The organism is Paenibacillus sp. BJ-4 (assembly GCF_020404765.1).
Classification (GTDB): Bacteria; Bacillota; Bacilli; order Paenibacillales; family Paenibacillaceae; genus Paenibacillus.
Window position 1 is genome coordinate 42,451 of the sequence record NZ_JAIVEM010000004.1, and the last position, 13,439, is coordinate 55,889.

The following is a 13,439-nucleotide window of genomic DNA, read 5'->3' on the forward strand; positions in this document are numbered from 1 at the left end:
CAAGACTTGCTTACATACAAATTTTACTGTTTATTGGAGTTTCATTGATGTTGTAGCCTGAATTTACTTCGCTTTCAGGCTTGCTTCATCAAATTGGAACTGAACCGTATACCAGTGATCATATGGCACCCCGCCCAGGACCAAGCCAGGTACAATGACGTGGGTGTAGGCACTGATTTTCTGGGACAAGTCCCCTATCTCGAATTGAACGATGCGCGTATCGCCGGATGTCGAGATTACTTCTACGTCTTTCAGGGTACCGTTCTGCTCCACTTGTAGAACCGGCATCCAGGAGCTATTTTTCAAAGTGACTTGAATATAGCGCTTGTCTCCCTTTTCAATCAGTGTAGCTGGCTTATCGAGGTATCCATCCATAACGGAAGCTTCGCTCGTTTTATCTTTAAATACGTTGTAATTGATCGTGTACTGCTTCTCGGTAGCTGCGGGCTGAACAGGTTGTTCCGCTACGGGCTTTTGTTCAGCCACAGGTGTGGTTGTTTGTGCTGCTTTGTCCGGAGAGGCTGGTGCCGGTTCAGCGCCGGTTGCAGTTGTAGCTGCACTTACTCCCTCACCTTTAAGCGATGCACGGTCAAATTGAATCTGTCCGCCGAACTTCTCATTTAAAATGTATTTCTCAGGCAGATATACCTGGGTATACACACTCAGCTTTTTGTCCAAATCAGGGACTTCAAAAGCGATGGTACTCGTATCACCCTTGGTGCTAGAACCAACAATAGTCGGAGTGGTATAACGACCTTCAAAATCGGTTTGGAATTGTTTCAAAGCCTGTCTGTCCGTAATGGTCAGATGAGCCTGAACCCTGCCGTTCTTCACGACCAGCTTCGCGAGAGGCTCTACAAAAAGAGCTACAATAGAGTCCTTCTCTGTACCGTTCGCCAGAAGACGGAAATCCGCTGTATACTCTCCGTCTGGCAAGTTGTTTTTCCCTTTTTCTTCTTCAGCTGACTTCTTGTCGTTGTAATACGATACATTACTGGTATCGAATTTAAATTCAAAGTCGTATACCTTTTCAACACGATCCTCGGCCTTGAAGACCATCGGAGTGGCAATTGCCACTTTAGGGGCTTCATAAACAACCAGTTGGCCTTTCACATTGCTCTTAAAGTCATTTACGCCAAAACGAACGTCCTTCGTATTGCTTGCTGCATCTTCCTGGGTCACTTCTGCGTCTCGGTAGTCCCCAGTTGTGTTATCCCAAATGCGCAACGCCTTCACTTCATTACTGTTTTGCAGCTTCAGACCTACAAAACGTTTGTCGCCTTCCACGACCAATTGCGCAGGTTCATCGCTGATGAAGCGTTGAGCCGGTGAATCCACTCCTGTCGAGCCATCTGGTAAAACAATGCTGAATTTCAAAGCATATTTACCATTGACAAGCTTGTCAAAATCCAATTTAACGATAGGATCTGCCGCTCCTGAAGAGGACGGTTCGACAAAGCTGCGAATGGTAGCAGGCTCGAATTGGAATTGCACGTCATATACGTGATCATATGGGATGCCACCCAAATCCAATCCAGGTACGATCACATGAGTATTTACTGTCACTTTATCCGAGAGATTTGGCACTTCAAATTGTACCGTTCTTGTATCTGCAGAGGTCGATTGATCAACCACCTGAGCTTCTGAACCATTGACTTTGAACGTTTTTATCCAGCTGCTCTTGTCCATTTTGATCTGAATCACATTTTTACCAGACTGTCTTAACAGCGTGGCTGGTTTTTGCATATAGCCATCCATCACAGATATTTCATTGCTTCCGTTTTTAAGTACAGAAAAATCAATACTATATCTGCCGTTTTCAGTCACAGGAGTTGTACCGCCATCCGTTCCTTTCACCGCAATGCTGCTACGATCAAATTGCAGACGGATCTTATGATCCATTTCATATACCGATCCATTAAAACTCGTACTTACGTGGACCTGTGCATTCAGAATAGCGTCCAAATCCGCTACTTTAAATTTCACGACACGTGTATCAGCTGTCTTGTCTTCACTTACAATATCCGCATCCGTCAACGTTCCGTTTTGTTCCGATTTGAACGCTGTCACCGTGGCGCTGTCTTTGATGGTAAAAGAGGCTTCATACTTGCCTTTCGATACCGTTAGTGTGGCTTGAGACAACAAATATTGCGCCATGGCTGATGGTTGATCTTTTGTTGCATGTAGCGCGTTAAAGTTAATCGAGTACGTTCCATCGGCTAAAACCTTTCCCGGGGTACCTGGCGTTCCAGGATCAACCGGAGTTGTTGTCGCTCCTAATTGGAGATCTACATTATAGGTATTCACGTAGTTCAGCTCAGGCCAATTAATGCTTACCCACGCGTTCAGCTTGGCAGGTACTTCTTTTACTTCGAATTCGATCACGCATGTATTCGCAGTTTGATCTTCACTTACTGTCGTAGCATTCGTTAATACTCCGTTCTGCTCTACCTTAAAGCCATCAATCTGCTTGCTATTTTTCAAGGTAAAACGAACATACTTCTTGCCATCACGTTCAATCAAAACGCCTGGCTTTTCCGTATATCCATCCATCATGGACTTTTCATTCGTTCCATCTTTTAAAAGGGTGAAGTCCAGATTGGAGCTCGTTTCTGGAGAGGTGCCATTTTCAGTAATACTACTCTTGTCAAATTGAAGACGAAGCTTATGATCCATCTCATAAACTCCACCCGGATAGGTCGTGCTTACATGCACCTGTGCGTTCAGAATAACATCCAAATCCGCTACCTTGAATTTCACCACACGGGTATTGGCTGTCTTGTCTTCGCTTACAATATTCGCATCCGTCAATGTTCCATTTTGTTCTGTTTTGAATTCCGTCACCGTGGTGCTGTCTTTGATGGTAAAGGAAACCTCTTTTTTCCCTTTGGATACCGTCAAAGTTGCCGGAGATAACAGATATTGCGCCATGGCTGACGGTTGATCTTTTGTTGCGTGCAGCGCGTTAAAGTTAATCGAGTACGTTCCATCTGCCAAATCCGATGGTGCAGGTACAGAAGCCAATTCAAGATCCACATTATACGTATTCACGTAGCTCAGCTCAGGCCAGTTGATACTCACCCATGCGTTCAGCTTGGCAGGAACTTCTTTTACTTCGAATTCGATCACGCGTGTATTCGCAGTTTGATCTTCACTTACTGTGGCAACATTGGTCAATACTCCGTTTTGCTCTACCTTAAAGCCATCAATCTGCTTGCTATTTTTCAAGGTAAAACGAACATACTTCTTGCCATCACGTTCAATCAAAACGCCTGGCTTTTCCGTATATCCATCCATCATGGACTTTTCATTCGTTCCATCTTTTAAAAGAGAAAAGTCCAAATCAGATAGCTTGTCTCCTCCGATAGGAGGCGTTACCGGCGGTGTCACTGGTGGAACGGTTGGATTCTCCGTCGAGTTTTTAAGTCTCAGACTGGAGGGATCAAACTCAATCCATTCCTTCACCGAATAGTCCGGATCGGTATCTACATACCATGGAGAACTGCTATTAAATCCAAACTCCGTATTTACATTTTGATGAAAATCATAAACATCGAAGTTTACAGTCCCGGAAGATTTTCCGGAATCTACTTCTATTTTGGCGGGAACCGTTTCCCCGTTTTGTTCTACTAAAAATTTCGAGAGACCTTGTGCTTCCGCAAACTTAAATGAAAAATGGTATTTTCCATCTTTAATGATCAAATCTCCAGGAAAGGTGTAGTTTGTTTTGAAACTCGAATCCTTGGTGCTTCCACTGACTGTTTTTCTTAAAGGCTTGTAGTCAATAAGATACTCTCCATCTGCATAGGTCGCGTCACTAGCGGTTAAAGTAGTAGTAGGTTCAGAAGATGGGGTAGGCACTTCTGCCGGAACCTCATAAGTAGCATAAGTAGCACTAGTCACTGTAGTGCTTGAATCAGACGAATTCGATGAGGTGGACTCCCCCTTAGGTGTCGCCCGTACATATGGTGAAAATAAAGAAAACAACATCAGAATAGCTGCAAATGTCGTAATATATTTGTTAAATCGGCTTTTCAAGGTGATGTATCCCCCTACTTAAAATATACTCATTTGGAGCTTTGAAACTAAACTCCAAATGAGTATTCAATTCAAATCCATATTTCCACAAAGAAACTGTTAAATATCGCTGTCGTCAAATTGGAATTGAACAACATAATCGTGATCGTATGGAATACCACCAGTGTATTCTTTAGGTACACTGACATGTAGTTTAACGTTCAATTTTTGGGAAGGGCTAGTTACAGGGAATTCTACTATTCTTGTGTCTCCTGATGTGCTTACCACAGTCGCATTCACATACTGACCATTTTGTTCTGTTTTGAATTCAGTGACCCAGGCACTTTTGGTAATAGCTACTCTCACTTTATATTGACCATTCGTAACAATCAGAGTGGCTGGTTTTTTCACATAACCATTTGTATCCATGTAAGATGGTTCGGTGGTTCCATCTTTATAAACGGTATAAGGCAATTGATACGTACCATTTGGCAAAGCCGCACTCGCTTTGTTAGAGGAAAATGGAGCTAGTACCACAAAAACAAGCGCTGCCATCAATACCGTGAGCATTACCTTTTTCAAAGACAATTTCTCCATACGATTCATTACCATGTTCATGTTCTCAATCTCCTTTTACGTTGTATTTGGATTAGATTTCGTCGAATTGCAGTTGTACATGGTACTTGCCTGTGTAGCCGATGACCGGAATTGTGATTTCAGCATAAGCATTCACTTTGGCATTCAGATCAGCAACTTCGAATTCCACTACACGAGTGTTGCTGGCAGTATCCGTGCTCACTACAGTTGCGTCTTGCAGAACGCCATTTTGCTCTACTTTGAACGCTGTAATCAGATTGCTGCTTTTCACAGTCAGACGAACGACATTTTTACCATTAGCTACAATAACCTGAGCTGGCTTCGTCAGATAGCTGTCCAATCGGGACGTTTCATTCGTTTGATCCTTCAAAACGGTATAGTTTACGGTGTATGTCCCATCGGCTGCTGCCGCTTTAGCTGAGAATGGCGCAATGAGTGCAAAAACAAGTGCTGTCATGATCAACGCTACAAAAACCTTCTTCAAAGAAAATGGCTCAAAACGATTCATTACCCTATTCATATCTACACACACTCCTCAATGGTTTATGCTTGAATTTATGTTGATTTTATGAACGATAAAGATGCTTGAATTACTTCTTGGAAGATTTGGATGATTTCGCAGACTGGACGGCTGCCACTTTTTTGACGCTCTTGGAATCAAACGCGAAACGGATCGTGTAGTCATGATCGTAGTTATACGCAGGAACAGTAACATGAATTTTAGAGATCAGCGGACTGTTCACACTTGCAATTGGAAATTGTACAGTTCGGGTATCGGTTTTGGCATCCTTATGGATGACCTTTGTATCTATGATTTTGCCTTTGTGATCTACTTTAAACCCGGTTGTCCATTCGCTATGATTCAGCTTAATTTGCATCGTCATTTGGCCTTTTTTCACATACAATTTAGCTGGCTTCTCAAAATAATCATTAGCCATGGATACCGAATCATTTTCCGCCTTGAGAATATTGTATTTGAGCGTGTATGTACCATCCGCCAATTTTGGAGAAGCCGAAGCGGCTCCTACAGATGACGAAGTTGGCCAGAAGCCCAGCATACTCACCAGCAGAAACACACCAATAATTGCAGAAAGCCCCTTCTTCATTTTGACAGCAGTCCCTCCCCACGAGAATATAACTAATTGATTATCATTCTCAATTGATAATTGAAAAAAAATAGCTCTTATTGAGCTTCTCTCCCCACCTCTCTATTCCAGAAATTCGCAAAACCAAGTGAACCCATCATCAATATATCTTACACTTTTCAAAAATGTCAATATGTATTTGCGTGTATATAACTCCTTGATATATGCTATTTTTTAAGAAAAATTTGGAGCATCTTCCTCTATAACATGAACAACCCCCTCCTCATTTTCAATTCAAAATTTATTTAAAATTTTGTTTTTTTAATTGACAATCCCCATTGATATTCATTATCATTCTCTTATGTTTAAATGAAAATGATTATCATTATTATTCAACACAAAATTGCAGGAGGAATGACATGAAATCTCATGTGTTGTGGTCATCCGCGGCGCTTTTATTGGCTGTCACCGGATGTAGTAGTGGCGCTCCGACCGCAGATCACAAACCAACCAATGTATCTGTATCTGCCACTTCAAGCCGGGCAAACAATGCCACGATTCAGGTTACTGATTTTTCCAAGCGAACATTGGCGTTCCAAGGTATCCCTCAACATATCGTGGCTTTAAGCAACGGCGATCTGGACATTATATATGCTTTGGGCGGGACTGCCGTCGGCAGACCCAACTCGAATGGACCTTCCGTCGTCCCAACTGCTGAGAATGTTCAACAGGTAGGCTCTACTCATGAGGTCGATCTGGAGAAAATTACGATGCTCAAACCAGATGTCGTATTGGGCAATTACCCAATGAATGAAAAGGACATTCCGGCCATTGAAGGGGTCGGTTCACAACTGCTGCTGACTGGAGCTAATTCAGTCAAAGATATTCAATCGCAAATTACATTATTCGGACAATTACTGCAAAAGCAGGCTCAGGCCGTGAAGCTGAACGAGCAAATTGACCAACAGGTAGCCAAGCTGCAAAAGGATACAGCCTCCAGCTCCAAACCGAAGGTGCTGCTGGTCTACGGAGCCCCAGCCACGTATATGGCGGCATTGCCGAATTCACTAGGCGGAAACATTCTGGAGGTTGCAGGCGGCTCCAATATTGCCGCTGATTTTCCGGGCCTGCAAAATTTCCCGCAATATGCACAGCTAAACACAGAGCGTATCATACAGGCCGACCCTGATTACATCTTCATCATGACCCATGGCAATACTGAAGAAGTGAAAGCCGCATTTTTAAAGGAAATGCAGGAAAATGCAGCTTGGAACGGAATTCAGGCGGTCAAAAGCAATCAGGTCGAGGTGTTGCCATCAGATTTGTTCGGAACGAATCCAGGCGCGCGGGTGACAAAGGCGCTGGATTTGATGCACGACAAGCTGTATCCGGCGAAATAGGCGATGAACAAACTACAGCGTGCCAGAAGGCGCACCATCGCCTGGATTACCCTTCCGGTCCTACTGCTGGCTGTCTCTGTGTACGGCCTGGCCTACGGTTCGGTGTCGATTCCGCTCCAAGAAATCAATCAGGTTTTGTTACATAACGATGACTCTATCTATCGCACGATCCTGATGGATCTCCGGCTCCCCAGAGTGCTCGTAGGTTTGCTTGTAGGAGCTTGCCTCGCAGCTTCTGGAGCCCTTCTTCAAGGAGTCATGAAAAATCCACTGGCCGACCCTGGTGTTATTGGTGTATCTGCCGGGGGTGGACTCGCTGCCGTCATTACGATGGTCATGCTTCCACAGCTTAGCTACCTCCTTCCGGTAACGGCCTTTTTGGGCGCCTTTCTGAGCGCGCTCATCATTTACCTGCTGGCATGGGACCGAGGAGCTTCCCCTGTCAAAATTGTGCTGGCTGGTGTTGCGATCAACGCGCTGCTGGGTGCACTCACCAATGGCGTGATGGTCATGTACAGCGACCGCGTCCAGGCCGTTCTCCCTTGGCTATCCGGCGGATTAAACGGGCGAAGCTGGCATCACCTGGAGTTTATGGCTCCTTACGCCATCGTTGGCTTAATCGCCTCTCTGTTGGCGATCAAGCCTGCCAATTTGCTGCTACTAGGCGACGATTCAGCTCAGCTGCTAGGTCAGCGGGTAGAGCTTCAACGTCTGCTGATTATCCTGCTCTCAGCCCTGCTCGCCGGTACAGCGGTCAGTGTAGCCGGGCTGATCGGTTTCGTAGGACTGGTCGTTCCCCATGTCATACGACTGCTGATTGGGGAGGATTATCGTTTCCTCCTGCCCCTTTCCATTTTGGGCGGCGGGACGCTGGTAGTCCTGGCGGATACGGTGGCACGCTCCTGGTTTGATCCGATTGAGCTGCCTGTGGGTATTTTACTGGCCGTCATCGGGGCGCCGTTCTTCTTAATCCTGCTCAAGAAACGGGGGAATTTCGGATGACAGCCATACAGGGTGAGCATCTCTTCTTACAGCGCGGATATTTCCAGCTGAACGATGTAAACATCACCTTGCCCGCCGGGAAGCTCACCGCAATTGTCGGACCCAACGGCTCAGGCAAATCTACGCTTCTGCGCATTATGACCCGGCTGCTCAAGCAGGATCAGGGGCAGGTTTCCGTACTAGGTAAGCAAGTAGAGGACTACAAGCGGCGCGATTTTGCCCAGACGATTACGATGCTGCCGCAAATGAAGGATATGCTGCCGTTATTAACGGTTCGTGAGCTGGTCGCTTACGGAAGATCTCCTCATGCCAAAGGCTTGAGAACACGACATACCGGACAGGACCAGCATATCGTGGACCATGTCATGGAAATCACAGGTATCAAGCCCTATGCGGATCGGATGTTCCATACTCTATCGGGAGGTGAACAACAAAAAGCGCGAATTGCAATGACTTTGGCCCAACAAACAGGTATTCTTTTGCTCGATGAACCGACCACTTTTCTGGATATCGCCCATCAATTTGAGGTTATGGATATGCTGCGGCGTATCAATCACGAGTCCGGCTTGACGATTGTTATGGTACTGCATGATTTGCAGCAAGCTGCGGCCTATTGTCATCATATGATTGCGCTTAAAAGGGGACGAATTGCCGTTGCCGGCGAACCCCGTCAGATTTTGACATCTGATTTTCTTCGCGACATTTATGAAATGAACGCCACGATCAAATTCGAGGATGGCTATCCGGTCATTATACCGACCATACCACATCATTTAGGAGGAATTTAAATATGGTTATCGTTACAAATACGTCTAAAATCACACCGGGCAATGCCCATCTGCTCATCGAACGCTTCAACAAAGAAGGAAAAGTAGAGAAAATGGAGGGCTTCCTTGGTCTGGAAGTGCTGCTGACTGAAAACACGGAGGATTATGAGGAAGTAACGATCAGCACACGCTGGAAGGAAAAAGAGAACTTCCAAGGCTGGACGAAAAGCGAAGCGTTCCGCGAGTCCCATAGCCACCGTCAAATTCCGGACTACATTATTGAAAATAAAATCACGTTCTATGAAGTTAAAATCGTTCGTCATCCCATCGCCAACAGCGACTCCTCTTTGGCGAGTGACACCGAAGCCGTTTAATCCTGAATCATAGCCTTAAAAACAAAAAAAGCGGCTCCGCAGACAGCATTATATGTCCGCAGGGTCGCTTTTTTCAATGAGTATTTTGTTGAACTCCTCAGATTGTAGTGGAGCTGCGGCGCCCAATTTTTAGCGTCTCTCCGTGCCCCAATACATGGATACGTTCCTTCGCGATGCCCAAACGCTCGCGCTCGGCTTCGAGACGATCCAAGGCCTCTCTCGGCGTATCATCCGCCAGCTTAAAGGCTCCGTAATGCATCGGGATCATCTGATCTGCGCCGCAATCGACAAATCCTTGCAATGCCTCCTCTGGTGTCACATGCTGCGAGGTCATGAACCATTCCGGTTCATACGCGCCAATCGGCATAAAAGTCAGGTCAATGGCAAAACGCTCGCCAATCTCCTTAAAACCACGAAAATACCCGGTATCTCCCACAAAATACAACGTCGGTGCATTCGTTGAATCTGAATCTGCATGAGAATCTACGTCCGAAACGGACGTGGCAGAGCCGATCACCTGCTGCTCACTTTGCAGTATATATCCACCCCAATGTGAAGTGTTGGTATCGAACGGCGTACGCCGTGTCCAGTGCTGTGCCGGAACAAATGTAATCCGCACCCCGCCTACCGTAAAATGCTCCCACCATTGCAGCTCATGGCAATTGCGAAAGCCTTTGCGGACCATTTTCGACTTTAGCCCCGAGGGTACGAGCATAAGCGTGTCTGCGCGATATAATTTGCGCAACGATTGTATATGTAAGTGATCATAATGCGAATGGGACAACAGAATGATATCCAGCGGCGGTACATCCTGAATGCGAATGCCAGGCGGAGCCAACCTTTTGTCCAAGGCCATACGCTCGGCCCATACCGGATCAGTGATGATATTCAGCCCAAGATACTGGATGAAAAAGGTGGAATGCCCTACCCAGGTTGCTGTCGTCATTTCCCGATTACTGTGCAAAAACTCCAGCTCTGGAGGATGGTTTGGCACAACGAACGTATAATCCTTTATTTTGCTGCGTCGCTCCTGCCGCCATTGTCTGAATTGCTTGATGGTTTTATCGGTATTTACATGATCCATATTGTTAAAACGAACTTTGGGCATGATGTAATTCCCTCCCTGACAAACCCGTTCTCCCAAGTGATCCAAAGGGTTTCATTCATCTATATATTGTACACATGAGTATGAAAACCAAATGATACAACATGCTGGTATATGTAAAGTATAATTCAATCCCCAATCTAATGGAAATATGTAATGGAAATTCCACAGCATACATCAAAGCACATCAAGGCACATCAAGGGACCCTCCTCATGAATCGGGAAGGCCCGTCTGCCGATGATTTTAGTCCTGTGGATTTTTAAAGCGTGCCGAATACATAAACAAAAACACAATCGCCACGACAATAATGATAGGCGACTCGTACATAATCGTAAAATGCTCGAAAGCAGCCATTGAACTCACCCTTTCTTCCCCGTTTGTCCTCGCACATATTTTGCATCGAACAGGAACAGTCTTAAGATCAGAATTAGCGAAGGGATCAATACCAGCAGTCCCGCACTAAACGCTGTAATCAATGCATACGCCATTACAGGGTTCGTAAAGCTGTCATGCACATTAATGTAGGGATACAAAACATACGGAAGATGTGAGCGCCCATAGCCATACCAGGCAAATGCAAATTGCAGCATCACCAGGATGAATGAGGTTCCCAAATAGCGCCGTTGCCATACCAGATAAACAGCCCCCACAAAGCATATGAAGGATGCGACAAACATCCAGGCCATGCTCAGCATATTGGCAAAATGGTCCGGATTTTGTTTGTTAATCTGAAAAAATGCGAACAGACTCGCCAAAATCGTAGGAACACTCCAGAACAACGCGTATCCCCGTACGATTTCGAAAGCGACCTTGTCTCCCGCCCTTTTGGCATAAAAGGACAGAAACATCGCAGATATATACAGCACACTCACCAGCGCCAGAATAATAACTGCCCACGTGTAGGGGTTGCTTAATAGCTGGCCCCATTGCAGATGAACACCTGTGCTGTTTTCCATAATAATGCCGCCTTCCGAAATGACGAGAACCGTGGACAGTGCCGCCGGAATCAGCAACCCTGTCGCACCGTACAACGCCATGTAGACAATATTATTTGTACCGGAATGCCCATACGTATTGTACGCATAATACACTCCCCGGATCGCGAGAAGCACAATCGCAATACTGCCGGGAACGAGTAACGCTGTGCCATAATAATAAGCCGCATCCGGGAAGAACCCGTTCAATCCCACCACGAAAAAAATAAGAAATACATTCGTTACCTCCCACACCGGGGACAGATACCGTTGAATGATATTGTGGATTTTGTTCTGGTGACCTGTCAGCACACTGTAAAAGCTGAAAAAGCCTGCACCAAAATCAATAGATGCCACAACCAAATAACCAAACAGGAAGGTCCACAAAATGGCGATACCGACAATTTCATAGCTCACTTGCTTTCAGCCCCTTCCAGGCCCAGCTGCTTCATCTCTTCTACCGCATCCTTATTACGGAATAGCTTGCTTAGTACCTTAATGGCCGAGAAGCACAACACGAGATACAAAATAACAAACAGCACCAGCATCCACCCGACACTGGTAGAGGTGGTTGCTGCCTCGGACACCTTCATGTATCCACGTAAAATCCACGGCTGTCTGCCGACCTCTGCGAACATCCATCCCAGTTCAATGGCCACCATAGCCATCGGTCCGACCAGAATGAGCGCTAGCAGCAGCCATTTGGGATATGGTTTGCGACCCGGCAAACGCTTGCGGATCAGATATAGCAGCGGGATGACCAAAATCAGCACCCCGGTGGTAATTTTGAGGTCAAACATATAGTGGATAGACAGCGGCGGACGCTCATCTACGGGATAATCATTTAATCCCTTGACCTCCGTACTGGGCAAATTCCCGGCCAACACACTAAGCGCATAAGGCACTTTCAGGGCATACTTGATTTCACCGTTCTTATCCATGTAGCCGCCATATACAAAGGGAGCATGCGTCATCGTATCAAAGTGCCATTCGGCAGCAGCCAGCTTCTCAGGCTGATATTTGGCTAAAAATTTGCCAGAGGCGTCCCCGATCATTACTGTGCTGATGGCAAACACAATGGTGCAGGTCGCAGTCAGCTTCAGCGCTTTTTTGAAATACGGGTGATTACGCCCCCGCAGCATACTGTAAGCAGCCAGTCCCATCAGCACCCCGGCGCTCAATGTATACGAGGAAGCCAGTACATGTGAAACCTTGGTCGGCGTGGCCGGATTCAGCATGGCCTCGATGGGATGAATATTTGTCATGACTCCATTTTTGAGTGTAAAGCCTTGGGGCTGGTTCATGAACGAGTTCACAGTCGTAATAAAAACCGCTGATGCAGATGAGGCAATCGCTACCGGGATAAGCAGCATCAGATGAAAATATTTGCTTTTAAACCGATCCCAGGTGTACAAGTAGATCCCCAGAAATATAGCTTCGATAAAGAAAGCAAACGTCTCCAAAAACAAAGGCAACGCAATCGCTTGTCCAGCCACCCGCATAAAGGTAGGCCAGAGTAGGCTGAGCTGCAGACCAATCGCGGTGCCTGTAACGACACCTACGGCAACAGTGATGACAAACCCCCGCGCCCACCGTCGGGCCAACAAAGTATAATGCGGATCACCGGTTCGCAGCCCGCGCCATTCTGCAAGTGCAATCATTAAGGGTACGCCAACGCCGATAGATGCAAATACAATATGAACAAACAGGGTAATTCCGGTCAGCATCCGGCTTAGCAATACAGGGTCCAGTGAAGACAAATGATATTCACTCCTTCATTTCACATTTTAAAATAGGAAAAACATCGTGAATTGCTCTTGATTACCAGCTAAGGAGTCAAGCGAGCTATGCTTTTAATTACGGCGTACAGCATAATAGCCGCAATCACAATACATACAATAATGAGCGTTCTTTCCTGCTTGCGGAACATGGGAACGCCTCCTTCACTTATCTTTTGGCGCATTTTGGTAACCTACTCTCAGTTTGGTTCACTCAGCCGATTTTTAACCCTGCTTTGGTGCTGAATGTAGCCGTTTTTCTATTTAGATATTGTTTTATGCCTTCAAATCCGCTATATTAAAAATAGTTAGATAACCTAATTACATGAAAAGAGTGAA

12 protein-coding genes are annotated in these 13,439 nt (G+C 45.9%); 4 read left to right on the forward strand and 8 right to left on the reverse strand.

Annotated features, from left to right (window positions below; translation table 11 throughout):
• Positions 1–63: 63 nt before the first annotated feature.
• The 4 genes from LCF57_RS00250 to isdC all read right to left on the reverse strand — a co-directional run bounded on the left by LCF57_RS00250 (position 64) and on the right by isdC (position 5,720).
• A complete protein-coding gene (locus LCF57_RS00250) occupies positions 64–4,038 on the reverse strand; it encodes an NEAT domain-containing protein (protein ID WP_225998922.1) in 3,975 nt (1,324 codons plus the stop codon).
• A 99-nt stretch (positions 4,039–4,137) separates the two neighbouring features.
• On the reverse strand, positions 4,138–4,635 hold the full coding sequence (locus LCF57_RS00255) for an NEAT domain-containing protein (RefSeq protein ID WP_225998923.1): 498 nt from the start codon (positions 4,633–4,635) through the stop codon (positions 4,138–4,140).
• A 31-nt stretch (positions 4,636–4,666) separates the two neighbouring features.
• Positions 4,667–5,134 (reverse strand): NEAT domain-containing protein, encoded by a 468-nt coding sequence (locus LCF57_RS00260; RefSeq protein WP_225998924.1) that lies wholly within the window; start codon positions 5,132–5,134, stop codon positions 4,667–4,669.
• Between the two features lie 70 nt (positions 5,135–5,204).
• Entirely contained in the window at positions 5,205–5,720 is a 516-nt protein-coding gene (gene isdC / locus LCF57_RS00265; RefSeq protein ID WP_225998925.1) for a heme uptake protein IsdC, read from the reverse strand.
• A 398-nt stretch (positions 5,721–6,118) separates the two neighbouring features.
• Here isdC and LCF57_RS00270 point away from each other — a divergent pair, with 398 nt between their 5' ends.
• Genes LCF57_RS00270 through isdG form a run of 4 tightly spaced genes read left to right on the forward strand, consistent with a single transcriptional unit; the run spans position 6,119 to position 9,242 of the window.
• On the forward strand, positions 6,119–7,099 hold the full coding sequence (locus LCF57_RS00270; protein ID WP_225998926.1) for an ABC transporter substrate-binding protein: 981 nt from the start codon (positions 6,119–6,121) through the stop codon (positions 7,097–7,099).
• 3 nt (positions 7,100–7,102) lie between these two features.
• Entirely contained in the window at positions 7,103–8,101 is a 999-nt protein-coding gene (locus LCF57_RS00275; RefSeq protein WP_225998927.1) for a FecCD family ABC transporter permease, read from the forward strand.
• Positions 8,098–8,889: an ABC transporter ATP-binding protein gene (locus tag LCF57_RS00280; RefSeq protein WP_225998928.1), complete on the forward strand. Its 792-nt coding sequence runs from the start codon at positions 8,098–8,100 to the stop codon at positions 8,887–8,889. The genes LCF57_RS00275 and LCF57_RS00280 overlap by 4 nt, the downstream gene beginning before the upstream one ends.
• Before the next feature lie 2 nt (positions 8,890–8,891).
• Entirely contained in the window at positions 8,892–9,242 is a 351-nt protein-coding gene (gene isdG / locus LCF57_RS00285; RefSeq protein WP_225998929.1) for a heme oxygenase, read from the forward strand.
• A gap of 97 nt (positions 9,243–9,339) precedes the next feature.
• Here the strand turns inward: isdG and LCF57_RS00290 are convergent, their stop codons facing one another.
• The 4 genes from LCF57_RS00290 to LCF57_RS00300 form a co-directional block, all read right to left on the reverse strand.
• A complete protein-coding gene (locus LCF57_RS00290) occupies positions 9,340–10,350 on the reverse strand; it encodes an MBL fold metallo-hydrolase (RefSeq protein ID WP_225998930.1) in 1,011 nt (336 codons plus the stop codon).
• A 241-nt stretch (positions 10,351–10,591) separates the two neighbouring features.
• A complete protein-coding gene (gene cydS / locus LCF57_RS28060; protein WP_404520786.1) occupies positions 10,592–10,702 on the reverse strand; it encodes a cytochrome bd oxidase small subunit CydS in 111 nt (36 codons plus the stop codon).
• A 5-nt stretch (positions 10,703–10,707) separates the two neighbouring features.
• Entirely contained in the window at positions 10,708–11,739 is a 1,032-nt protein-coding gene (locus tag LCF57_RS00295) for a cytochrome d ubiquinol oxidase subunit II (protein WP_225998931.1), read from the reverse strand.
• A complete protein-coding gene (locus LCF57_RS00300; protein WP_225998932.1) occupies positions 11,736–13,082 on the reverse strand; it encodes a cytochrome ubiquinol oxidase subunit I in 1,347 nt (448 codons plus the stop codon). The genes LCF57_RS00295 and LCF57_RS00300 overlap by 4 nt, the downstream gene beginning before the upstream one ends.
• Positions 13,083–13,439 lie beyond the last annotated feature (357 nt).